The following is a 21,845-nucleotide window of genomic DNA, read 5'->3' as shown; positions in this document are numbered from 1 at the left end:
CTGTCCGTCACCCTGCCAGAGTGAATACTGGCAGGGTTAATCAACTGGCTACTGTTTGATTGGGATGACCAGTACGTCGACATTCAATTGGTTGATGGCATGCTGGGTTGAGGAAAACAGCTTGTTCCACAGGTCATGGTGATGGCCAAAAACCACCAGATCGACACTTTTATCCACCACGGCATTCTTCAACTCTTCGATAAAATCGCCGTGTCCGATGATCACCTCATTGATCGGGTAATTCACATTCTGGGTCAGCGGCTCCAGCTCTTTCTTGATCTTCTCTTCAAAAGGTACGCCGTCGTAGCTTCGCTCAGAAAAACCAATCGCCGCATGGTAGGTATCGTAGTGGATATCCACGTAGATCAGAGAGAGCCTGGCCTGCAGCGCCGCGGCCAATCTCGCGCTTTTTTCCACCAGCCGTTTTCCGTCATCACTCAGGTCGGTGGCAATCATAATATGTTGATAGCACATAGCGCCTCCTGTCATTGATTCATAGAGACCCCGGTTTGCACGGCAACATTTCTGTTGTCCCGTTATGGATAATTTTAGTTCAGAAACCGGAGAGATGAACGGGCATCTTGCCGTTGGAACAGCCCCGTTACCGGGGCTGGAGATACCATGATGACGCGGGCCGTCAGCGCGTTATTTCTGGCTTTGGGTGTAAGGGGTATATACGCCCGTCAGGCTTTCGAGGAAGGCAACAATATCATCGACATCCTGCTGCGGCAGTTCGGTACCCACCTGATAGCGCAGCATCAGTTTGACCGCCTCATCCAGCGTGGCGACATCCCCGCGATGGAAGTAAGGCGCCGTCAGTGCCACATTGCGCAGGCCGGGCACCTTCTGCCGTAGCCTGTCGCGCGCTTCGCTGGTGACGTTCATCCGCCCGATATCCGCGGCGGTAATTTCCCCAAAATTGAAGTCGCGTTTCAGCCCCAAAGGCTCGAAGGAACGCCCACCGAGAATGGTTCCTCCGTGGCAAGTGGCGCATTTGTTGTCCTTAAACAGTTGATAACCGTGTTTCTGCTGCATCGTCATGGCTTTGTCATCGCCGCGCAGCCAGTTATCGAAAGGCGAATCCGGCGTGATTAAGGTTTTTTCAAATTCGGCGATGGCATCCGTAATAGTGTCGCCGCTGAGGCCCTGCGGGTAGGCGGCGACAAAATCACGGGTTAGTACCGGATCCTTGTCCAGCTTGCCGATGATCTCCTCCCAGGATTTGGAAGCCATTTCGATAGGGTTGAGCGGCGGTCCACCGGCCTGTACCTGCAGCGTTGGCGCACGGCCATCCCAGAACTGCTCGCTGTTGAACACGGAGTTGAATACCGTTGGCGCATTTATCGGCCCTACCGCGCCGCCAACGCCAATCGACGTTTTTCTGCCGTCTACGCCTCCGGTATTGAGCGAATGGCAGTGGGCACAAGAGAGTGTGCTGTCTCCGGAAAGGCGCGGGTCGTGATACAGTCGGAAACCCAGCGCCACTTTCTGTGCGTCGACAGGCAATGCCTTGGGGATCGGCTGAATCGGCTCATTACGGTGTTCCGCCGCAGCCTCGTTACTGGCGTAGTAACGCGCGCGCTGCTGCGCTATCCAGCCAAGCAAGGTCTCGCGCTCTTGCTCATCCACCTGCCCCGCCCAGTGCAAGGCGACATACCGTGTCGGCGGCATGGTCTTATGCTGCATTACCCATTCAATCTTGTTCAGATCGCTTTGTGATACCGCTTTATCTTCGATCAGGCTGGCACGTACAGGTTCCAGGTTAAAAGACTGATACCCGAGGCGGATATCGTATTCCATCAGCTGTTTGGCAATGGGAAATGAGGCATAGAAGGGGAGATCGGCAGAAGGTGTATGGCAATAATCGCAGCCCTTTTCTCTCAGCAATCCGAGAACCTGGTTATTCTTCTCCAGCGCAGATCGCGGTACCTGACTGTACACCGTACGCTGAGTATCGTGATACCAAACATAGCCCGAAAGCCCCAGATAACATAAGACAATGCCGGTAAGGGACATCGCCGCAATACGGGTGACCTTTTTCATTTTCAATCCTTATAAGGTATTGCCCATCCAATAGACAGTTGCCCGGTAATAGTAGAGAGGAAGATGCGCTGCATAATTGATAACAATCAATGAATAACCCAGCCTGCGCCTATAGCTGTAATAGTGTTTGCCTATCAGCGTGCCGATATAAAATCGGCGGCTATTTTCTTGAAGCATCCCGGCATTGAAATATCCCCAAGATTTCAAACGCCCCTTTATTTTCCAAACCCGGATAGTGCTTTGATTTTATAAAAAATTAATTCGGTAAACGTGACGACAGAAATAAATCACCGGCTCTACCCGCTCATTTTCATATTGAAACGCTTCTTTAGGGTTTATGGCCCTTCCCTTGTGCTCTGCTCTCAACCGGTCATTTTGGCTAAAAGCGCCGTTGACAGGATTTTCATCTAATGCGAGGATAATTGTATCGATTCGACACCAACTTCAGGTTCAGATAAACAAGCAAAAGGATAAATAACTATGTATATCAATGTTTTTGACACTCATGTACATACCAGGGATGGTCGCTATCTGCATTTCGACGTGTTCACCGACAGCAACGATCTGGCTCAGGCAAGACACTATGCGCAACAGTTCCTCAAACAAAACAACATTGAGGAGGACAATATCAGCCAAAGCAGCTGTGCATTCTGCCACAGCGAGTCCTCCAGCCCTGAGGTGGAGCAGGCTATTGGCCAAACAGGCTATTACATTTTTAAAATGCAGGGTTGCCAGGGGATGTCATGACAGCTTACCGGCCGATAGACTGCGAATTGCATGATTATTTGGAAATTGCCTGCCTCTACGGTTACCGGCTGAACGTTGAATTGGTTAACGGGCAGTGTTTCCAGGCAACGGCGTTAACCACCCAGACGCTGGAGAATGAGGGAGAGTTTATTTATTTCGATAATCAACGGGTTTGCCGCCTGGATCAGCTTTCGGCCATTACCCCGCAAGGGAGTCATGCCCTCTTCGGTCGCATCGCGCTGACGCAATGAGGGCAGGACAAGATAAGCCGATGGCAGGGATCACCGCACGCGCTGGGCTTCGAACCACACGTTGCACACCGACAGGATCAGCGTGTTGGCATCTTTTACCAGCACGTTATCCCCCGGTACGCCGTCGGTACCCTGATCGGTAATGCCTTTGATTGTGGTATCGGCATGCTGGATCATCACCCGTTCAACCGCCGGCGTGCTGATGCCCAGCATCGGGAAGTCGATATAAGAACTGCTGCCGGAGTTGTCCTCAACAAACTCCTGTGCTTCCACCGTGCTGAGGGTCGCCCCCTCGCTTTTCAACTCGGTACCGTTCCAGGTGAAACTCCCTGCTTTATAACCAATCTTGCCGCCGATCAGGCCTTTCGCCTGCTGTTCATCCCAGCAACCCACGGTTTGGGTCGGCAGGATCTTGCTGATATGCCAGTTGCCCAATAACGTTTTCGGGATCGGTTCCGCCACGCTCTCCGCCGCCTGAACCTGAGCCGCTGATACGCAAGTCAAAACCACCAATGGCAGCAACGCCTTGCGCCACATGTTAAATCGCATTGTCTTTTCCTTTCGCTATTCGCGCCCCGGTTGGGCTTTCCGTCATCATAATAAGCAGGCGGATCCCCCGTCAAAACAAACTGTATACCAGGGCACAAACAGGATACGCCAGGCCGATTACCCCAGTGGCCACCCCCGGCGCCCCTCTTCCCCTTCAACCCACTGCGCTTCTCCCGCTAACGGTAAGCGCCGATCGTCCAGATAACGGTAGTGGCGGCGAGCCTGCTCTAACAGGGTAAAATCCAATGTGGCTGACAGCGCCCCCTCCTCGCGGCCCAATCCGGCGACTTCGCGCCCCAGCGGATCGACAATCAGGCTTTCGCCGGCAAACTGCAATCCATCACCCTCACCGCAGCGGTTGGTCATGGCGACAAACATCTGGTTATCCTGCGCGCGGGCCAGCGCGGCATTGCGGTGCACCGGGCCATAGGGATCCATATTGCCATTCGTCACCAGCAGCAATTGGCAGCCCATAACGGCTAACGCCCGGGCATTTTCCGCGAACTCAAGATCGTAGCAAATCAGCAGCCCGATACGCGTTCCGCGCCAAACGCCGCACACTAACGTATCGCCGCGAAGAACGGTATTACGCTCATCCGGCCACAAATGGGTCTTGCGATAGTGCAGATAAATCCCCTGCTCCGGCGTGATCAGCACCGTACTGTTGAACACCCCCTTATCGGTACGTTCAAGAAAGCCAATCACCAGCGCGACATCGTATTGGCGGCTGGCCTGAACCAGTTGCAGCAATTCCACGCCGTCGCTTTGCAGGGCATAATCGGTGTCACCCTGCGCCGCAGCGAAACCGGTGAGCTGGGTTTCCGGGAACAGGATAAGGTTGCCGCCCTTGGCGTAACGCTCAATGAATGCCAGGGCCTGCGCCAGGTTGTCGGCAACGCAACCTTCCCGGCAGGGCAATTGGGCCAGGGTTATTTCCATTTTATCCTCCACGCGGAACACAGTAATAATAATGGTAGTATGCCCGAAACAGCCGTTCTGGCTATTCCATGACAGGGGTAACATCAGTGGGTAACAGCAGCCTTATTTCTCCCGAGACGCTGGCCTGGCATCGGGCATTCGGCCAACTGGTCGATAACCTCGACGGGGCGGATTTCTGGCTGAGCTGTGCGCGCCTGTTGAAGGGGCATATCCCGTTCGAAAACTGGGTGGCGCTGCTGTTTTCTCCCCAGCATCCACCACAGATCCTGGCTGCCAGCGACGAAAGCGACGGCAGTGACGAAGCGCTGTTTCACGATTACCAGAAAGGCCTCTACCTGCTCGATCCTTTCTACCTGGACGCCTGGGCGCGCCAACGCACCGGGCTGTTGCGCCTGGATGACGTTGCACCCGCCAATTTTGCGGCGACGGAATACTATCAACACTATTTCAACCACAACGTCGGTGGCGATGAGGTGCATTTCAACCTGCTGGTGGAGCCGCAGCGCATGCTTTGCCTGTCGTTTGGCGCCTCGCGGCGCTACAGCGATCGTCACCTCGGCATTCTGGCTCTGGTCGAAAGTTGGCTACTGCCATTGATGCGTCAGCGGATGCGTTTCGAAAACGCCAGCGATGATGGCGACAGCAACTTCTCACTGTCGTCGTTGCCCGGCGGCGCGCAATTGACGGAACGGGAAAACCAGGTCAGCCAACTGATGCTGGCAGGCTGTTCTACCAAGGAGATCGCCCGCAGCCTGCAGATTTCTATCGAGACGGTACGAGCGCATAAAAAGCACCTGTACTCGAAACTGGGCATCAACACGCAGTCCGAACTGTTTGCGCTATTTTGGCGCAGCCGCGGAGCCTGAAATCCCTCATAGCAAATCGCTATTAATCATAGAGAATCAGTATTTTATTTTAGCCAGCCGATTATCTAGAGTCAGTGCCACTCTTCAGCCTGCAATAACCAGCAGGCTATTTTGACAAGGACTCTGGGAAATGACATTTACGCTGAAAAAACTCGCCGCAGCGCTGGCGGTAACAAGCAGCCTGCTGCTGACTGCCTGTGGACCGACGGAACAAGACAACCACCACATCAAAGTCGGCATCAGCTCCGGCATCGATCAGGCTATGTGGGCGACCGTACAGAAAATCGCCAAACAGAAATACGATCTGGATGTGGAAGTGGTGACCTTCAATGACTACGTGTTGCCCAACGAAGCACTGAATAATGGCGATCTCGACATCAACTCCTTCCAGCACAAGCCTTATCTGGAAAAACAGATCCAGGAGCGCGGCTACAAACTGGTAGCGGTAGGCAATACTTTCGTTTATCCCATCGCCGGTTATTCCAAAAAAATCACGTCGCTCAGCCAACTGCCTGACGGTGCCCAGGTTGCGGTGCCCAATGACCCGACCAACCTCGGCCGTTCGCTGCTGCTGTTGCAAAAACAGGGGCTGATTGTGCTGAAAGAGGGCGTCGGGCTGCTGCCTACCTCATTGGATATCGTCAGTAATCCGAAGAAATTGAAAATCGTCGAGATTGAAGCGCCTCAGTTGCCGCGTGCGTTAGACGACAAACAGATCGCCCTGGCGATCATCAACACCAACTACTCCAGCCAAATTGGTCTGTCGCCCGCCAAGAACGGGCTGTTTGTCGAAGACAAAGATTCGCCTTACGTCAATGTTTTCGCCACTCGGGTGGATAACCAAAACAACGAAAACGTGAAGAATCTGATCAAGGCCTATCAGACCGATGAAGTTGCCGCCAGCGCCGCCGAAATCTACAAGGGCGATGCCGTTAAAGGTTGGTAATCTGCATTTCCCCCGTGGCAACCGTCACGGGGTAATCCTATCCTCCCTCACATTTCCCGCCATTTTTTGAACGCTTTTCACCCGCCTTGATCACAAATCAAACAATGCTTGTTAGGTGATAAAAGCTGCAATGTTGTATACAAGTTTGCGTAAATGTTTTCTATTTGTTTCAAAAAACCTCGGGTGAAAATAATGAAAAATAGAAAAATCAAGCTGTTGCTGGCTGCGGGTGCTCTGGCTGCCGTCGCGGCGCTGGCGGTCGCCGGCAAGGTGGAGAATGCCGACAAGACCTTCCTTTCCGTAGCCACCGCCTCCACCGGCGGCACCTATTACCCGATGGGCGTCGGGCTGGCCAACGTCTGGAGCAACCGCCTGAAGCAGAACGGCATCCAGGTTAGCGGGCAATCCTCTGCGGGATCGATAGAGAATATCGATCTGCTGCAGAAAAACGAGGCGCAACTGGCGATCCTGCAAAGCCTGATCGCCGTCGAAGCCTACCAGGGCGTACGCAACTTTGAAGGCCGCGCCTACGGCCATCTGCGTTCCATCTCGATGCTGTGGCCGAACGTAGAACACTTTGTGATGCTGGAAAACAAAGTCAAGGACGGCACCTTGAATGACATCGCCGGCAGCCGTTTCTCAGTTGGCCCACAGGCTAGCGGCACCGAGCAGTCCACGCTGATCATTTTGCAAGGGGTTAACCTGAGCAAGAAATCGCTGACGCCGGAATATCTGGGCTATGGCGACACCGTTTCAGCCATGCGCGACGGGCGACTTGACGGCGGCGCCCTGCCTGCCGGGGTACCGGCGGCAGCGGTAACCGACATGTTCGCCAGCGGCGTGCCCTCACGCATCCTCAACGTCACCGATGAACAGTTGGCCAACATCAACGCCATCGCCAATTCCTGGTTCCGTTTTGATATTAAAGCCGATACCTACCCACGGCAGAGTAAGGCGGTTTCCACTATCGCCCAGCCCAATATTTTGGTCGCGCTCAATGGCCTTGATGAAAAGCTGGTGTATGACCTGACCAAAACCCTGTTTGAAAACCTGCCGGAAGTGCATCAGGTCCACAGCGCCGCCAAATACATTTCGCTGGAGAATGCGCTGAAAGGCGTCTCTGTGCCGCTGCATATGGGCGCTTATAAATATTATCTCGAGGCCGGGGTCAGCGTGCCCGACTATCTGATCCCACCGGAAGCGGCAGCGCTTGCCGTCAATCGATAAGGAGGTCGTATGAGCACTAACAACCTGTCGCCGCAAAATGCCGTCGATCTGGACAAAGAAGCCGGGGCCGGTAGTCGCCCGCTGAGCGGTATCTATTTGCAGTTGGCCACGGTGCTGGCCATTGCGATTTCCGCTTACGCTATTTATGCCAATGCACTGTCGAATACCCAGGAGTTTTATCGCAATACTACGTTTCTCAGCGGTATCTTAATCCTGGGCTTCATACTGTTTCCGGTATCACGCCGCCACGCCACCAGCAAATTCAACCGCTGGGACTACCTGTTCATTATCCTGACGCTGGTCAGCTACGGCTATTTCTACGCCAGCTATCTGGACTTGCACGTGGTGCGCAAAAGCATTCCCAATACCACCGACTACGTGATGGCGGTGATCGGCATCGGCGTGCTGTTTGAAGCCGCACGGCGCACCACGGGGTATTTCATTCCCGGACTGGCGACCTTCGCTATCGTCTATGCACTGTTCGGCCAGTACTTTATGGGCATTTTCGGCCACGGCGGCTTCTCGTTCGAACGCCTGCTGTACCGGCTGTTTATGACCAGCGAAGGGATCTTCGGCATCACCCTGTCCACCGCCTCCACCGCTATCGTGGTATTTATCCTGTTTGGCGCGTTCCTCAGCGTCAGCGGGGCCACGGCATTGTTCAACGATTTGGCGCTGGCGATGGCCGGTCGGCGTCGCGGCGGCCCGGCGCAGGTCGCGGTGATCTCCTCGGCGCTGACCGGCTCCCTGAGCGGCAGCGCGGTGGCTAACGTCGCCACCACCGGCACCTTCACCATCCCGCTGATGAAAAGCATCGGCCTGTCGTCCCGCTTTGCCGGTGCGGTTGAAGCCACCGCCTCCACCGGTGGAATGATCATGCCGCCGATCATGGGCGCCGCCGCCTTTATCATGGCCGGCTTCCTCGGCATTTCGTATACCACCATCGTGATCGCCGCCATTATTCCCGCATTGCTCTATTACGCGGCGCTGATTATTGCCATCGATCTAGAGGCTAAAAAGCAGGGTCTGAAAGGCATCAGCAAAGAAAATATTCCCAAAGTGAAAGCGGTGCTGAAGGCGCGCGGCCTGCTGTTGCTGCCGTTGATCATCGTTATCGGCACCCTGTTGTTGGGCAAAACGCCGATCTATGCCGGGTTCCTCGGCATTATTTCGATCATCGTCGCCAGTTGGATCACCCCCGATACCACCGTACGCATGACGCCGAAAAAAATCGCTGAAGCACTGAACGAAGCGGCTCGCGGTTCTATTCAGGTGACGATAGCCTGCGCCGCCATCGGGGTAATCATCTGCGTGGTCACCATGACCGGTATCGGCTCCACGCTGGCGTTTAATATCGTCGCGATGACCAACAATACCCTGTGGATGATCCTGCTGGTGGTGATGCTGGTGTGCATCGTACTGAGTATGGGCCTGCCTTCTACCGCGCTGTATATCGTGGTGGCGGTTACCGTTTCGCCGATCCTGATCAAAGCCGGCGTGATGCCGCTAGCGGCGCACTTCTTTGTGTTCTGGTTTGGCGCCTTGTCCAACATCACGCCGCCGGTAGCGCTGGCCAGTTACACCGCCGCCAGCATCGCTCGCGCCGACCCGATGCAGACCTCGTGGGATGCCGTGCGCCTGGCGTTACCGGGCTTTATCATCCCATTCATTCTGGTCTATAACCCGATGCTGCTGATGCAGGGCGACGACCTTAATGCGCTGTCGGTGATCCATATGGTGATCAGCGCATTGGTGGGGATTTATGCGCTGTCGATCGCCAGCGCCAATTTCTGGATGATGAAAACCCACTGGCTGGAGCGGGTATTGTTTACCTTTGCGGCTATCCTGCTGATTAAACCGGGGCTGCTGACCGACTTGGGCGGCGCGGCGCTGATTGTTACTGCGGCGTCCGTGCATCTGTTGCGTTTCAGGCGGAGTCATCCGCAGAGGGCTGTAAATGATCAATAAGGTTACGCGCCAGAAAGCTTCTCATCAGGTCCTGGCGCAGTTGAAGGAAGGCATCTGTAACGGCACCTTCCCCGTCGGGGAAAAACTGCCGTCAGAGAACCTGCTGGCGGAGGCCTTTGGCGTCAGTCGGGTGCCCGTGCGTGAGGCGCTCGGCATTCTGGAGGTCAGCGGCATCATCTCCTCGCGGCAGGGGGGCGGCCATCGGGTGGAACAACATTCCCTGCTGAGCAAATACCAGCCGCTGGTGTTGGAAATAGCCGATCCGGATGAAGTGGAAGCGCTGCTGGAAATGCGTGAGGTGATTGAGCAACAGGCGGCGTGTATGGCCGCCGAACGCCATACCGAGCAGGAACTGCGGGCGATTGAATTGGCCCTTAACGACTTCAAACGCTGCACCCTCGACGAAGGTTTGATTGGTCATCGAGAGGATTATCTGTTCCACCGCGCCATTATGCAGGCCTCGCACAACCCGTTTTTCGTGCAGATCCTGGATAACATGCACGAATTGTATCTCGGCGTGTTGGTGTATTCACTCAGCAAGAACCTGGGCCGTCAGGACGAGCGCCAACGGGTGATCGACGAGCACCAACGGGTATTTATGGCAATCAAGGCTCGCGATCCGGCGGCAGCCACTGCCGCTATGCAAAACCATCTCAGCAACGTACGCGGCAAATTGCGCCGCCTGGACCATGAGGAGTTAGGATAACCATGCATGACGTGATCATTATCGGCGCAGGTCTGGTAGGGTTGGGCGTCGCCAACGCGCTGCAGGAAACGACCCCCCTGCTGCGCATCCTGATCCTGGAAAAAGAAAATGGCCCGGCGGCCCACCAAAGTGGCCATAACAGTAACGTAGTGCATTCCGGCATTTACTACACACCCGGCAGCCTAAAGGCGCGGCTGGCAAAACTGGGCAACCAAAGCATGTTCGCCTTCTGCCGCGAGCATGACCTCTATCAGGATCAATGCGGCAAAGTGATTGTGGCCACCCAATTGAAAGAGCTGGCTTTACTGGAGAATATCTACCAGCGCGGGCGACAGAACGGGCTGGCGGTCAGCCGATTGTCGCAGGCGCAGTTAAAGGAGCGTGAGCCGCACGTCAACGGTATTGAGGCACTGCTGGTACCCGATGCCGGTATCGTCAACTACAGCCAGGTGGCGGCAAAGCTGGCGGAAGTGATCCAGCAACGCGGCGGCGAGATCCACTATGGACAACAGGTTGAGGGCATCGTTGAAAGCAGTGGCGGCGTTAGCGTGCGTACCCCTCACACAGAATATCAGGGCAAGTGGCTGGTTAACTGCGCCGGCCTGTTCAGTGACCGCATCGCCGCCCTGGCCGGCTATCAGACCGGGATGAAGATCGTGCCGTTCCGGGGTGAATACTTTGTGCTGAACGACGAAAAAAACTATCTGGTGAACCACCTGATTTACCCGGTACCGAACCCGGATTTCCCTTTCCTCGGCGTGCATTTTACCCGTATGTACAACGGCAAGCGCGACGTTGGCCCCAATGCGGTGCTGGCATTCAAACGTGAAGGTTACCGCAAATGCGATTTCAGCCTGCGGGATCTGAGCGAGGTGCTCGGCTATCGAGGATTCTGGAAAATCGCCGGCATTTATCTTGGCGAGGGGCTGGCAGAAGTTCGACGCTCCCTGTCACGCAAACTATTTACCGAAAACGCACGCCAGCTTATCCCCGAGCTGCAACCGGAAGATATCCGGCCCGGCCCGGCCGGGGTTCGTGCCCAGGCGCTGACCGCCGACGGCAAACTGGTGGATGATTTTCATTTTGTTAAGGGCCGCCGCTCGCTGCACGTCTGCAATGCGCCCTCCCCGGCGGCGACCGCCTCACTGGAGATCGGCCGCGAGATCGTGCGACAACATCTTGCTGCGCTGTAATGTTAAAGCCCGCTGCCGCGGGCCTTTCCAGCTTACTTTGCCGCGTATTTTTGCATATTGGCCGGCGTGACCAGTTCAAACGGGATCCAATAATAGGGTTCCAGCTTTTCGCCCTTGATCATCCGCTGAGCCACGTCGACCGAGGCCTTGCCCTGGCCGACGGCGTCCTGGAAGACCGTGACCTGCATCTTGCCGGAAGATAATGCTTTCAGGCCGTCCGGGGTGGCGTCGATTCCGCCGATCAGCACTTTGTTGTCCTTTTTACCGGCCTGTTGCAATGCCATGATCGCGCCAATCGCCATCTCGTCGTTGTTGGCCGCGACGATATCAATGGACTCGCCGTTGGTTACCCAGTTCAGCATCAGATCCATACCCTCGCTGCGTGAGTAGTTGGCACTTTGCTTCTGCACCACTTTCATTTTCGGGTACTTCGCCACCACCTGCTCCACGTCTTTGGTGCGTTGCAGTGCACCGGCATCGGTCAGGTTACCGATCATGATGGCCACGTTGCCCTGATAATTCGCCAGGCGCGCCAGCTCTTCCATCTGCAAGGTGCCGGACTGCTTCTCGTCGGAGCCGACAAACACCACGCCGGACGGCAGCGTGCTGTCGCCCGGCGTACGATTCACATACACCAGCGGAATACCCGCCCTGGTCACCAACTTGGTGATCGCAGGCGTGCCCGCCGAGTTGACCGGGTCGACGATAATCGCGTCCACCCCGGCGCTGATAAAGCTCTGCACCTGATCGGTCTGGCGACCAACGTCACCGCGGGCATCTTCGAATTGCACGGTAATACCGCGCGCCTTGGCCTCTTTGTCGATCGAATGGCGGATGATGGTGAGGAAATTCTGGTCAAAATAGGCCATCGACACGCCGATAGTTTCCGCCAGTACCGAGGTGGAACAGCTAAGCGCCGCCACCAGCACGATTCTTTTTAGGTATTTCATGGTGATTCCCCTGAGGTAAAAAAAAACCGCCGGGCAAGCCGCACCGGCGGAGATTTACGGCAATCAGTGTTTTTTGCGGTTACGGTGCATGTCGATAGACACCGCGGCGACGATAATCACGCCTTTGATAATGTCCTGAATATAGGAGTCCACGCCGATAAAGGTGAATCCGCTTTTAATCAGCCCGAGGATCACCGCACCGATCAGCGTGCCGGTAATGCGCCCAACGCCCCCCATCAGGCTGCTACCGCCAATGACCGCGGCAGCAATCGCATCCAGCTCGTAGGACATCCCCATGCTCGACTGACCGCTGCTGACGCGCGCCGCCAGGACCACGCCCGCCAGTCCGGCCAGACCGCCGGCGATGGTATAGACCGTCACCAGGTATTTATTGACGTTGATACCGGAAACTCTGGCGGAGGTCATGTTGCCGCCGATGGCGTAGATGTATTTGCCGTAGCGGGTATGCTTCAACGCGATGTGGAAGATCACCGCAATCACCAGGAAGATGATCACCGGCATCGCGCCCTGGCCGATTGAGGTAAAGCCGTCGGACAAGAAGCTGACCGGGTTACCCTGGGTGTAATACTGCGCTAGGCCACGTGCCGACACCATCATGCCCAGAGTGGCGATAAACGGTGGAATGCCGGTACGGGTGATCAGGAAGCCGTTGATAAACCCACAAACAATACCTACCCCGATCCCCGCGCCGATCGGGATCGCCGCCGGCAGATCGAGGAGCGCCGGGTACATCGGCGAAATGCTGTCTGAGGTTTGCGCCAGGCTGGCCGCCACCACCGCCGTCAACGCAATCAGCGAGCCGGAAGAGAGATCGATACCGGTGGTGATAATGACCTGGGTCACGCCCACCGCGATGATGCCGATAATCGCTACCTGCAACACGATCAGCAGCAGCCGGTTAGGGTTCATCAGAAATGACTGATCGCGGATGTACCAGCCGAGGATTTCAAAGACCAGCGCGATGCCGATCATCACGATAAAGATGCCGGTATCTTTCGGCATTTTGCCGCTCAGGCCAGAGAACAGGGGCGCTTTACCCGCAAGCGGCTTCTCAATTTTTACATTACTCATGGTGGTTCACCTTTGCGTTATTCAGAGGCCAGCGCCAGGATTTTTTCCTGATCCGCTTCTTCTTTATCCAAAATGCCGGTAATACGGCCGCCGTGCATCACCATCACCCGGTCGCTCATGCCGAGAATTTCCGGTAATTCCGATGACACCAAAATAATGGCGACGCCGCGGTTCGCCAGCTCGCTGATCAGGCGATAGATCTCCGCCTTGGCCCCGACGTCGATGCCACGCGTTGGCTCATCGAGGATCAATATTTTGGGCTGGGCCAGCAGCCAGCGGGCAATAAGCACCTTCTGCTGATTACCGCCGCTGAGGTTATTGATGATTTGGTCCATGGTCGGGGTTTTGATGTTGAGCTTTTTGATCTGCTCCATGCAGTCTTTGGCCATTTGCACATGGCTGACAAACCCGTTCTTGCCGATGTACTCCGACAGGTTGACGATGCTCATGTTCTCAACCACCGACAGCACCAAAAACAGCCCGGATTTTTTGCGATCTTCGGTGAGAAACGCCAGGCCGAGTTCAATAGCTTTTGAGGGCGAATCGACCTTTGCCGCTTTGCCTTCGATAAAAATGCTGCCACCGTCCGCCGGGTGCATGCCGAACAGGCTTTCCATTACTTCGCTGCGGCCGGCCCCCACCAGCCCGGCGACGCCGAGGATCTCGCCCCGTTTCACGCTGAACGAGACATCGTGGAACCAGTCCGAACGCCGCAGTCCTTCGACCCGCAGCACTTCCTCGCCGATATTGTTGTTGAATTTAGGGAACATCTGGGTCAGTTCGCGCCCTACCATCATGGTGATCAGCGACTGTTTGGTCAGGTTTTCGGTTTTATCGCTGGCAATAAAGGTGCCGTCGCGGAAGATGCTCACCTCGTCGGTGATGGCAAAAATCTCGTCCATCTTGTGGCTGATGTAGATAATGCCTTTGCCCTGCTCACGCAGCTCACGAATGATGGCAAACAGATGCACCACCTCGCCTTCGGTCAGGGCCGAGGTGGGTTCGTCCATGATCAGGACGTCCGCGTTGTAGGACACCGCCTTGGCGATCTCCACCATTTGTTGGCTGGCGATGCTCAGCTCACCCACCAGCGTTTCCGGCTTGAGTTTGATGTTCAGCCGCGCCAGCAGCTCGCGGGTTTTCTTGTTCAGTTGGTCATGGTTTACGAAGCCCAGCTTCGCCGGCTCACGCCCCAGCCAGATATTTTCCGCCACCGTCATATAAGGCACCAGGTTCAGTTCCTGGTGAATCATGGAAATGCCCGAATGCAGCGCCTGCAGCGTGTCGCTGAAGGTCACCGGTTGGCCTTTTATTTTAATGGTGCCTTCATCGGGGTGATAAATACCGATTAAACATTTCATCAGCGTGGATTTTCCCGCGCCGTTTTCGCCCATTAAAGCGTGCACGCTGCCTGGTTTGATTTTAATTGAGACCTTATCCAGCGCCTTCACGCCGGGAAACTGCTTACTGATGCCTTCAGCCTCAAGAACATAAGGATACATACTGATAACCTCCGCCGTTCGTCAATGCATCCCTGCCGTATTTACCGTCGAGTGTCGGATAAATACGGCAATGGATATAACCGCGCTGCTTTAACGCTTATTTTCTGTTCTTGTCGGCAAATTCCTGATAATTGGCCTTGGTGATCAGCTGATAAGGGATCAGGACGTTGCTTTCCACCTTCTCGCCTTTAACCAGCTGAATCGCAGTTTGCACCGCGCCTTCGCCCTGGCCTTTAGCATCCTGGAATACGCTCAATGCCAGATCGCCCTTCTTGATGAATTCCAGCGCGTCCGGAGTCCCATCCACGCCAGCTACCAGCACGCCGCTCTTCTTCGCCTGTTTCAGCGCCAGGATCGCACCAATGGCCATTTCGTCATTGTTGGAGGCGATGGCATCAATCTGCTGACCGGTCAGCACCCAGTCGGTGGTAATGTCGACGGCTTCTTTACGGCCCCACTTGGCGGTTTGCTTGTCGAGAATTTTGATGCCGGGATACTTGGCCGCCACCTCTTCCACGCCGCGGGTGCGGTCGCGGGTCGCTTCATTGGACAGTTCGCCCATCAGGATCATCACGTTGCCCTTGCCGTTCATCAGCTTGGCCAACTCTTCCATCTGCAGCTTACCGGCCAGTTTGGAATCTGAGCCTACGTAGGCCATGCCCGCAGGCAGCGTCACTTCCGGACGGCGGTTAACGAACACCAGCGGGATCTTGGCGCTTTCCGCCAGTTTGATCATCGGCTTCACGCCCTGGGTATCGACCGGGTTGAGGATAATGGCGTCGACGCCCTGGCTGACGAAGTTCTCAATCTGTTGGATCTGCTGAGCGATGTCCCCTTTGGCATCTTCAAATTGACCGCTGACGTTGCCGTCCTGTTTCATTTTGCTCTGCATGGACTGGCGTAGGATGGTGAGGAAATTGTCATCGAAATAAGCCATTGAAACGCCGATTTTGATGTCTTTTGCCAATACGCTGGCCGGCAGCATGCACATCAATACCGAGGTGACGATCAGTTTCTTCAGCTTCATGTTCTGTACCCTTTAATCGTTAGAGTGAAGAGGCCTGTTGATTTGACAGCTAATGAAAAATATTTTTTACATTCAAACAACAATCCGGTCGGTGATATCCCTTTGATACGGCAGATTTACCGCTTTTCTTCCGTCTTCTGGCAGTGTGTGAAATTTTGATCAATGTCTCAAAATAGATTAAAAACAATCAATTGAAATAAAACCCTTGCCTAACTCGTTACGTCATATCGTAACTTTCAAATGTTTATTTCAAAATTTAGATTATTGAAACTTTTTAACCCAAACAAGCGAAACATGCGTTTTGGAATAACCAAGTAACAAAAACATGACACGGATCTAACAAATGGCGCAAAAGCCATCAGCGTACGCGTTCCTTTAGTGCGTTCAGCGACGAGAAACGCTCTGCCGTGATGAAAAAACGCGAGGGGTTCTCTCAGTAAATATGCGAGCGAGCGCGCAGTTTGTGGATCCACGGTTTCATCCCGCGGTTTACTCGACAATACTGAATGGACATGTGTTTTCAGGAGGATCTGACATGCAGCTCAGCAGTAAGGTACGGATGAACCGACTATTCAATAACGGCAAGTGCCTCGACGTGGCGATTGATCACGGCATTGCCAATGAACCGGATTTTTTAATCGGTCTGGAAGATATTGAACGGGTCATGAATAGCCTGATCGTCGCCCGCCCCGACGCCATTCAGGTGAACTACGGCCAGGCGGATTTGCTGCAATGCTCGACGCAACGCGATAAACCGGCCCTGGTGATGCGTACCGACGTCGGCAACGCTTATAACGCCGCGCGTCACCGTGAAATGTGGGCGGTGTTGCATAATCCGGAAGCGCCGATCCTCGCCGCGCTGCAGATGGATGCCGCGGCCGTGGTGGTGAATCTGTACCTGATCCCCGATGAACCGGGCATTTTCCGCCAGTGCGTGGAAAACATCGGCCGCCTGCGCCATGCCTGCGATCGCTATGGCATGCCGCTGATGGTCGAACCGCTGGTTATGGCGCCGGCCGGTCAAGGGTCGGCTTACGGCTCATTGGGCGACGTCGAAAAAATGGTGCCGCTGGTGCGCTTGGCGCGTGAACTGGGCGCCGACATCATCAAAGCCGACCCTACCGAACGGGTGGAAGACTTCCACCGCGTCGTTGAAGCGGCGCGTTGCCCAACGCTGGTCCGCGGCGGCGGTAAAGGTGAACTGGGCGCGGTGCTGGAGAAATCTGCGGCGCTGATGGCACAGGGCGCATCCGGCATGGTGTACGGCCGCAATGTGTACCAACACGATAATCCGTCAAAAGTGGTGCGCGCGCTGATGGCGATCATCCATCAGGGGGCCAGCGGCCAAAAAGGGCTGGAAATCTATCATCAACCCTGATCCCGGCTTTTGTAATTAAAATAATCCCTCCCCCGGCGGCAGCATGTTATAACCTGCTGCCGGTCGCTGCCCCGCGCCCCATTCCCCGCTAAAATCCTGATACGCCCATTCGGAGAACCGCCATGCCCAAACAACGGATACCGCTGAAACTCAGCACCACCCTCACGCTGATGGTGTCTGCCATTATTGCTTCGGTGCTGCTGGTGGTGTACGCGCTGTTTTTTGTGCAGATGAGTCACGAGGGGCAAGATCAGCAGCGCCAAAAGGCGATGGCAATTGCCGAAACGGTGGCGCTTTCCGGTAACGTCGTTGACGGCCTGCAGCGGGAAGATCACAGTGGCGCGATCCAGCGCTTCGCCGAGCAGGTGCGACATCAAAACGAGCTGCTGTTCGTCACCGTGGTGGACATGAAAGGCATCCGCTACTCGCACCCTAAACCCTGGCTGATCGGCAAGCATTTTATCGGCGACGATTTAGAACCGGCCCTGCACGGGAAAACCAACAGCGCCATCAACCGTGGCGCGCTGGCGCCTTCACTGCGCGTCTTTGCACCGGTCTACGACAGCGAGCGCCGACAGATAGGGGTAGTGGCGCTGGGCATCGCTCTCGATACCGTCCACCGGGTGGTGGCCGAAAGCCGCTGGATTATCTATTTAACCCTCGCGTTCGCCGCGCTGGTCGGCACGCTGGGTACCTTCTTCCTGGTGAAAGCGCTTAAGCGCATCATGCTCGGTTTTGAACCCTACGAAATCTCTAACCTGTTTGAACAGCGCAACGCCATGCTGCAGTCGATTAAAGAAGGCGTCATCGCGGTCGATAACCAGTCACGTATCACCATTGTTAACGACGAGGCGAAACGCCTGCTGCGCCAAAGTGGCCCCTTCGAAAATCTGCTGCTGGAGTCCGCCAGTAAGTACTGGCCGGCCCAACTGCATCTGGCGGAAGTTTTGGCCAGCGGCAAACCGCTGCGCGACCAGCAGATCAGTTTTAACGGCAGCGAGCTTTTGACCAATACCGTACCGGTGATCGTCAAGGGCCAGGTGATTGGCGCCATCGCCACCTTCCGCGATAAAACCGAAATCAGCCAGTTGGTGCAGCGCCTGAGCGGTATGGCCCACTACGCCGACGCATTGCGCGTACAGTCGCACGAGTTTATGAACAAACTGCACGTGATCCTCGGCATGCTGCATATGAAGGCTTACCAGCAGTTGGAAAACTACATCATCAACACCGCCAGTAACTACCAGGAAGAGATCGGCGCGCTGCTACGAAAAATACAGTCGCCAGAGGTCGCCGGCTTCTTTATCGGCAAAATCAGCCGCGCCCATGAGGCCGGCATTGAGCTGACCATCGATGAGACCAGCCTGCTGCCTGAAACCGACGACGCGGAAACCACCCATGTGCTGATCAGCGTGCTGGGCAACCTGATTGAAAACGCGATTGACGCCATCGACGGCGTTGAGGGACACGAGATCAACCTGAGCTTTCATCACAATGAGAATCACTTACACTGTATAATCAGCGACGACGGCCCCGGCATCGATCCGGCTCTCGGCGCCCGTATCTTTGAGCAGGGTGTGTCCACCAAAGGGCCGGGACGCGGTATCGGCCTGGCGTTGATCCGCAGCAGCCTGGAAAAACTGGGCGGCAGCATTGATTTTGAATCTGAACCGGGTGTACTGACCCAGTTCTTTGTCCATATTCCCTATCAGGCCAAGGGCTGACCATGATTAACGTATTGATTATTGATGACGACCCGATGGTAGCGGAGTTGAACAAATACTACCTCAGCCAGGTAAGCGGCTTTCACTGTCAGGCCACCGTCGCTACGCTGGCGCAGGCACGCGAGTTGCTGGCCGATACCGATGTCAGTATCGATCTGGTCCTGCTGGATATCTATATGCAGCAGGAGAATGGCCTGGATCTGCTGCCTGGCCTGCGCGAGCTGGGTGAAAAAACCGACGTCATTATCATTTCCTCCGCCAGCGACGTGGACACGGTGCAACGCGCCTTGCACTACGGCGTGGTGGATTATCTGATTAAACCCTTCCAGTTCGGCCGTTTCAAAGAGGCGCTGAGCAACTACCAGCAGCAGTCGCAGATCCTGGCACAGCGCGAATTCTCACAGGCCGATGTCGACAGCCTGCTGCGGCGTCAGCCCAACAGCAGCGAAGGCAAGAAACTGCCGAAAGGGTTAACCAGCATTACGCTGAGTACGGTATGCGAATGGATCGAACAGCAGCACGATGGGGAGTTTTCGACCGACAACCTGGCCAACGCTATCGGCATTTCGCGCGTATCCTGCCGTAAATACCTTATCTATCTGGCGGAAAGTGGCATTCTGGGCACCCGCATCCTGTACGGCACCACCGGCAGACCGGTCTATCTTTACCAATTAAAGCCGGACGCGGTCGCCATGCTGAAAGAGTATTGCCGCTAGACGATGCCTCCTGGGGGCTCATCACGCATCATTGCGTCCAGGGGCCACTCTTTTAATCTCACTACCTTTGCAGAAAGGTGCGCAGCGCGGCGACAAAATCCTCTTGGCGCTCCACGTTGGACAGATGCACCACCGGCAACACCAGCAATTCGGCTGCCGGGACGGTACGGGCCAGCAACTCACTATGCGACAGCGCCGTGACCGGCCTGGTGTGGCTCCCCAACTGGCTGTCGGCCCGTTACCTGCGCAGCGGGGAACTGGTGCCTGTACTCAGCCAAATTCGCCTGCTGCCCAGTGAAATCCACGCCGTCTGGCCTCACAGCCGTTATTTACCGGCCAAAACGCGGGCGGCGATCGACATCCTGCTGACGCAGATGCCAAGCCAGTTGCCAGGGAGCTAAGGGTGGCGTTTGTGCCCGGGAAAATCCGTCATCCCGCGCGGCAGGTTGCACAGTTTGCGGTATTCTTGTTTCCGCTTGCCACAAGGGTAGTGGTACTCGCCATACAGCGTTTTAAGCTGCTGCCGGTTCGCCTGCTCGGCGGCGGCGCGTTGCCGTTCCAATTCAAGCGCCTTCTCATTGGCCAACGCCACGCCCTCGGCACTCCATACTTTATGTTTTAACCCGCTGCGCTTTTGCTGGTACTCCTCAGAGATTTTGTTATCCAGCGGCTGTACGGCATGGTATTGCCAGTCAACCGACGCTTGCAATGAGAAGCAAGACCACTGCGCCACGCAGGCAAGAAAAATCCGTTTCACTGATAGACTCCTGATATTAAATTCACCTGTTGACTCACAAAACTATCTTCTGGCTATGGCGCTCTTACCGACTAAAAACAGCGGCACAGGTGTTGCCCGACATACACGCGGTAACATCGCGGACTCCAGCGTTTTGCGCTCAAGGCGTATCACGGCAAGGCGCGCCTGTTCCGAACGTAATTGCTCTACGTACCACAGATGTTGCAACAGCCCGTTAAACCGTAATCGGTAATCCACGCGGCTTTCCCCCGTCTCGAAACCGGCGCGCTGAGCGTGCTTGTCAACAAACGAATAGCAACAAGAAGACGCCAACAGGGCGAGTGCCGCTGTCATTAAAGAGGTTAATTTCAAAAGCAAAAACTCCATTAGTGCATGAGGCTAGCAACCGTTGATAAGCAGCGGTCGTTCTTCGCGCGGCAATGCCGATGGATGCGTTTCACTCGCGGCGGCAGCCTTGCCCCTCTGCCCTTTGCAGGCTTTACGCTGAGCCAGCGTATTGTCTTCACTTTGCGTCGATATCAGAGGTCGCTGTTTCTCATTGCCCATCTCGTCCCAGAAGTCATGAGCCACCTCTTTGAGTTTCTTGCGAAACAGCACCGAAGAGACGCCTTCATGCTCCCGCTCATAACGCGCGGCGGCAGCCTGCTGGCACCAGGGCAATAATAGACATATGAAAATAACGGGGATGCCTTTTTCCACAATAAACTCCTGTAATAAAGCCCATAATGGCGCTCATTCCCATTAAATAATGAAAAGCACTTATTGCTGTTAAAATAAACAACGCGAGAAGAACAACATATTACCCGGCAAACCGTAAACCTTAATTAAATGAGTGCCATTGGGTTTATAATTCGCAGGATAAATATATTTAGTGAATTAGCGATCCCACAATGTTGACCAATCGATGGTTCCACCGATACTCGGCCCTCTCTCGTTAAGTACCGCAGAGGCTGACTCTCCCGCGCTGATGCGCTGCCGTTGCTCACGTGTCGCCGGCTTTGGCTGTTCCCAGCCAGGGCTTGAAGAAGAAAAGCCGGGTTGAATATTGCTGCAACCGCTTAGCATGATTAACAATACCGGGATCCCTTGGCAAAATTTCATATATCCTCCTTTAAAATAAACCCTATCATTAGCAACGGTAAATAAAAAATGACTTTTTTTAGTTTAATAACCCCCTTCAAACGCGAGCAACGTCAAAACGACCTTATTAATTTTAAATAAGGTGACTAATGATTTAATTGACAATAAAAAGGCTTACAGTACC

24 protein-coding genes are annotated in these 21,845 nt (G+C 55.0%); 12 read left to right on the top strand and 12 right to left on the bottom strand.

Features of this window, described 5'->3' with window-relative positions; genetic code table 11:
• Window positions 1–48: 48 nt before the first annotated feature.
• On the bottom strand, window positions 49–474 hold the full coding sequence (locus AAZT04_RS05705; RefSeq protein ID WP_046373839.1) for a universal stress protein: 426 nt from the start codon (window positions 472–474) through the stop codon (window positions 49–51).
• 171 nt (window positions 475–645) lie between these two features.
• On the bottom strand, window positions 646–2,043 hold the full coding sequence (locus tag AAZT04_RS05700; protein ID WP_434679230.1) for a cytochrome-c peroxidase: 1,398 nt from the start codon (window positions 2,041–2,043) through the stop codon (window positions 646–648).
• Window positions 2,044–2,523: 480 nt separating this feature from the next.
• Between AAZT04_RS05700 and AAZT04_RS05695 the strand changes: the two genes are divergently transcribed.
• Together AAZT04_RS05695 and AAZT04_RS05690 are read left to right on the top strand one after the other, a co-directional pair.
• Window positions 2,524–2,790, top strand: a complete 267-nt coding sequence (locus AAZT04_RS05695) for a DUF2024 family protein (protein WP_020826410.1) — start codon at window positions 2,524–2,526, stop codon at window positions 2,788–2,790.
• On the top strand, window positions 2,787–3,041 hold the full coding sequence (locus AAZT04_RS05690) for a Rho-binding antiterminator (protein ID WP_020826409.1): 255 nt from the start codon (window positions 2,787–2,789) through the stop codon (window positions 3,039–3,041). Before AAZT04_RS05695 ends, AAZT04_RS05690 begins: the two co-directional genes overlap by 4 nt.
• Before the next feature lie 30 nt (window positions 3,042–3,071).
• Here AAZT04_RS05690 and AAZT04_RS05685 read toward each other — a convergent pair whose 3' ends face one another.
• Both AAZT04_RS05685 and AAZT04_RS05680 read right to left on the bottom strand, forming a co-directional pair.
• Window positions 3,072–3,590 carry a hypothetical protein gene (locus tag AAZT04_RS05685; protein ID WP_116690723.1) on the bottom strand — a complete coding sequence of 173 codons (519 nt, stop codon included), beginning with the start codon at window positions 3,588–3,590 and terminating at the stop codon, window positions 3,072–3,074.
• A 117-nt stretch (window positions 3,591–3,707) separates the two neighbouring features.
• Window positions 3,708–4,529: a carbon-nitrogen hydrolase family protein gene (locus AAZT04_RS05680; RefSeq protein ID WP_434679227.1), complete on the bottom strand. Its 822-nt coding sequence runs from the start codon at window positions 4,527–4,529 to the stop codon at window positions 3,708–3,710.
• An 86-nt stretch (window positions 4,530–4,615) separates the two neighbouring features.
• Between AAZT04_RS05680 and AAZT04_RS05675 the strand changes: the two genes are divergently transcribed.
• From AAZT04_RS05675 to lhgO, 6 genes are all read left to right on the top strand, one after another.
• On the top strand, window positions 4,616–5,395 hold the full coding sequence (locus AAZT04_RS05675; protein ID WP_427690169.1) for a response regulator transcription factor: 780 nt from the start codon (window positions 4,616–4,618) through the stop codon (window positions 5,393–5,395).
• A gap of 130 nt (window positions 5,396–5,525) precedes the next feature.
• Window positions 5,526–6,341, top strand: a complete 816-nt coding sequence (gene metQ, locus AAZT04_RS05670; protein WP_020826405.1) for a methionine ABC transporter substrate-binding lipoprotein MetQ — start codon at window positions 5,526–5,528, stop codon at window positions 6,339–6,341.
• A gap of 192 nt (window positions 6,342–6,533) precedes the next feature.
• On the top strand, window positions 6,534–7,568 hold the full coding sequence (locus AAZT04_RS05665) for a TAXI family TRAP transporter solute-binding subunit (protein WP_116690726.1): 1,035 nt from the start codon (window positions 6,534–6,536) through the stop codon (window positions 7,566–7,568).
• Between the two features lie 9 nt (window positions 7,569–7,577).
• Window positions 7,578–9,536 carry a TRAP transporter permease gene (locus tag AAZT04_RS05660; protein WP_020826403.1) on the top strand — a complete coding sequence of 653 codons (1,959 nt, stop codon included), beginning with the start codon at window positions 7,578–7,580 and terminating at the stop codon, window positions 9,534–9,536.
• Window positions 9,526–10,242, top strand: a complete 717-nt coding sequence (locus AAZT04_RS05655; protein ID WP_261159208.1) for a FadR/GntR family transcriptional regulator — start codon at window positions 9,526–9,528, stop codon at window positions 10,240–10,242. The genes AAZT04_RS05660 and AAZT04_RS05655 overlap by 11 nt, the downstream gene beginning before the upstream one ends.
• Before the next feature lie 2 nt (window positions 10,243–10,244).
• A complete protein-coding gene (lhgO, locus tag AAZT04_RS05650) occupies window positions 10,245–11,435 on the top strand; it encodes an L-2-hydroxyglutarate oxidase (RefSeq protein ID WP_434679223.1) in 1,191 nt (396 codons plus the stop codon).
• Between the two features lie 32 nt (window positions 11,436–11,467).
• Here lhgO and AAZT04_RS05645 read toward each other — a convergent pair whose 3' ends face one another.
• The 4 genes from AAZT04_RS05645 to AAZT04_RS05630 all read right to left on the bottom strand — a co-directional run bounded on the left by AAZT04_RS05645 (window position 11,468) and on the right by AAZT04_RS05630 (window position 16,006).
• On the bottom strand, window positions 11,468–12,385 hold the full coding sequence (locus tag AAZT04_RS05645) for a sugar ABC transporter substrate-binding protein (protein ID WP_020826400.1): 918 nt from the start codon (window positions 12,383–12,385) through the stop codon (window positions 11,468–11,470).
• Window positions 12,386–12,448: 63 nt separating this feature from the next.
• Window positions 12,449–13,477: an ABC transporter permease gene (locus tag AAZT04_RS05640; RefSeq protein WP_020826399.1), complete on the bottom strand. Its 1,029-nt coding sequence runs from the start codon at window positions 13,475–13,477 to the stop codon at window positions 12,449–12,451.
• Window positions 13,478–13,494: 17 nt separating this feature from the next.
• Window positions 13,495–14,979 (bottom strand): sugar ABC transporter ATP-binding protein, encoded by a 1,485-nt coding sequence (locus AAZT04_RS05635; RefSeq protein WP_020826398.1) that lies wholly within the window; start codon window positions 14,977–14,979, stop codon window positions 13,495–13,497.
• Between the two features lie 97 nt (window positions 14,980–15,076).
• A complete protein-coding gene (locus tag AAZT04_RS05630; protein ID WP_020826397.1) occupies window positions 15,077–16,006 on the bottom strand; it encodes a sugar ABC transporter substrate-binding protein in 930 nt (309 codons plus the stop codon).
• 535 nt (window positions 16,007–16,541) lie between these two features.
• On the opposite strand from AAZT04_RS05630, the gene AAZT04_RS05625 reads away from it, so the two are divergent.
• From AAZT04_RS05625 to AAZT04_RS05610, 4 genes are all read left to right on the top strand, one after another.
• A complete protein-coding gene (locus tag AAZT04_RS05625; RefSeq protein WP_260628922.1) occupies window positions 16,542–17,384 on the top strand; it encodes a class I fructose-bisphosphate aldolase in 843 nt (280 codons plus the stop codon).
• A gap of 122 nt (window positions 17,385–17,506) precedes the next feature.
• A complete protein-coding gene (locus AAZT04_RS05620) occupies window positions 17,507–19,108 on the top strand; it encodes a sensor histidine kinase (RefSeq protein ID WP_130015556.1) in 1,602 nt (533 codons plus the stop codon).
• A gap of 2 nt (window positions 19,109–19,110) precedes the next feature.
• Window positions 19,111–19,824 carry a two-component system response regulator DcuR gene (dcuR, locus tag AAZT04_RS05615; RefSeq protein WP_048760591.1) on the top strand — a complete coding sequence of 238 codons (714 nt, stop codon included), beginning with the start codon at window positions 19,111–19,113 and terminating at the stop codon, window positions 19,822–19,824.
• Between the two features lie 116 nt (window positions 19,825–19,940).
• Complete coding sequence (locus AAZT04_RS05610; protein ID WP_260628923.1) at window positions 19,941–20,225, top strand: LysR substrate-binding domain-containing protein; 285 nt, start codon at window positions 19,941–19,943, stop codon at window positions 20,223–20,225.
• Here AAZT04_RS05610 and AAZT04_RS05605 read toward each other — a convergent pair.
• From AAZT04_RS05605 to AAZT04_RS05590, 4 genes are all read right to left on the bottom strand, one after another.
• Window positions 20,222–20,581 carry a hypothetical protein gene (locus AAZT04_RS05605; protein WP_434679218.1) on the bottom strand — a complete coding sequence of 120 codons (360 nt, stop codon included), beginning with the start codon at window positions 20,579–20,581 and terminating at the stop codon, window positions 20,222–20,224. The two genes, AAZT04_RS05610 and AAZT04_RS05605, sit on opposite strands and share 4 nt — an antisense overlap.
• A gap of 42 nt (window positions 20,582–20,623) precedes the next feature.
• Window positions 20,624–20,932, bottom strand: a complete 309-nt coding sequence (locus AAZT04_RS05600) for a hypothetical protein (protein ID WP_434679216.1) — start codon at window positions 20,930–20,932, stop codon at window positions 20,624–20,626.
• A 27-nt stretch (window positions 20,933–20,959) separates the two neighbouring features.
• Window positions 20,960–21,280 carry a hypothetical protein gene (locus AAZT04_RS05595; RefSeq protein WP_434679214.1) on the bottom strand — a complete coding sequence of 107 codons (321 nt, stop codon included), beginning with the start codon at window positions 21,278–21,280 and terminating at the stop codon, window positions 20,960–20,962.
• 177 nt (window positions 21,281–21,457) lie between these two features.
• Complete coding sequence (locus AAZT04_RS05590) at window positions 21,458–21,682, bottom strand: hypothetical protein (protein WP_071846562.1); 225 nt, start codon at window positions 21,680–21,682, stop codon at window positions 21,458–21,460.
• Between the last annotated feature and the right edge of the window lie 163 nt (window positions 21,683–21,845).

The organism is Serratia sp. Je.1.23.a (genome assembly GCF_051129805.1).
GTDB classification, from domain to species: domain Bacteria; phylum Pseudomonadota; class Gammaproteobacteria; order Enterobacterales; family Enterobacteriaceae; genus Serratia; species Serratia liquefaciens.
This window is presented reverse-complemented; position numbering and strand designations above follow the sequence as displayed.

Bases quoted from the DNA above. Each gene is read 5' to 3' on its own strand.
- AAZT04_RS05705 (WP_046373839.1), bottom strand. From the start codon at position 474: ATGTGCTATCAACATATTATGATTGCCACCGACCTGAGTGATGACGGA.
- AAZT04_RS05700 (WP_434679230.1), bottom strand. From the start codon at position 2,043: ATGAAAAAGGTCACCCGTATTGCGGCGATGTCCCTTACCGGCATTGTC.
- AAZT04_RS05695 (WP_020826410.1), top strand. From the start codon at position 2,524: ATGTATATCAATGTTTTTGACACTCATGTACATACCAGGGATGGTCGC.
- AAZT04_RS05690 (WP_020826409.1), top strand. From the start codon at position 2,787: ATGACAGCTTACCGGCCGATAGACTGCGAATTGCATGATTATTTGGAA.
- AAZT04_RS05685 (WP_116690723.1), bottom strand. From the start codon at position 3,590: ATGCGATTTAACATGTGGCGCAAGGCGTTGCTGCCATTGGTGGTTTTG.
- AAZT04_RS05680 (WP_434679227.1), bottom strand. From the start codon at position 4,529: ATGGAAATAACCCTGGCCCAATTGCCCTGCCGGGAAGGTTGCGTTGCC.
- metQ (WP_020826405.1), top strand. From the start codon at position 5,526: ATGACATTTACGCTGAAAAAACTCGCCGCAGCGCTGGCGGTAACAAGC.
- AAZT04_RS05665 (WP_116690726.1), top strand. From the start codon at position 6,534: ATGAAAAATAGAAAAATCAAGCTGTTGCTGGCTGCGGGTGCTCTGGCT.
- AAZT04_RS05660 (WP_020826403.1), top strand. From the start codon at position 7,578: ATGAGCACTAACAACCTGTCGCCGCAAAATGCCGTCGATCTGGACAAA.
- AAZT04_RS05655 (WP_261159208.1), top strand. From the start codon at position 9,526: ATGATCAATAAGGTTACGCGCCAGAAAGCTTCTCATCAGGTCCTGGCG.
- lhgO (WP_434679223.1), top strand. From the start codon at position 10,245: ATGCATGACGTGATCATTATCGGCGCAGGTCTGGTAGGGTTGGGCGTC.
- AAZT04_RS05645 (WP_020826400.1), bottom strand. From the start codon at position 12,385: ATGAAATACCTAAAAAGAATCGTGCTGGTGGCGGCGCTTAGCTGTTCC.
- AAZT04_RS05640 (WP_020826399.1), bottom strand. From the start codon at position 13,477: ATGAGTAATGTAAAAATTGAGAAGCCGCTTGCGGGTAAAGCGCCCCTG.
- AAZT04_RS05635 (WP_020826398.1), bottom strand. From the start codon at position 14,979: ATGTATCCTTATGTTCTTGAGGCTGAAGGCATCAGTAAGCAGTTTCCC.
- AAZT04_RS05630 (WP_020826397.1), bottom strand. From the start codon at position 16,006: ATGAAGCTGAAGAAACTGATCGTCACCTCGGTATTGATGTGCATGCTG.
- AAZT04_RS05625 (WP_260628922.1), top strand. From the start codon at position 16,542: ATGCAGCTCAGCAGTAAGGTACGGATGAACCGACTATTCAATAACGGC.
- AAZT04_RS05620 (WP_130015556.1), top strand. From the start codon at position 17,507: ATGCCCAAACAACGGATACCGCTGAAACTCAGCACCACCCTCACGCTG.
- dcuR (WP_048760591.1), top strand. From the start codon at position 19,111: ATGATTAACGTATTGATTATTGATGACGACCCGATGGTAGCGGAGTTG.
- AAZT04_RS05590 (WP_071846562.1), bottom strand. From the start codon at position 21,682: ATGAAATTTTGCCAAGGGATCCCGGTATTGTTAATCATGCTAAGCGGT.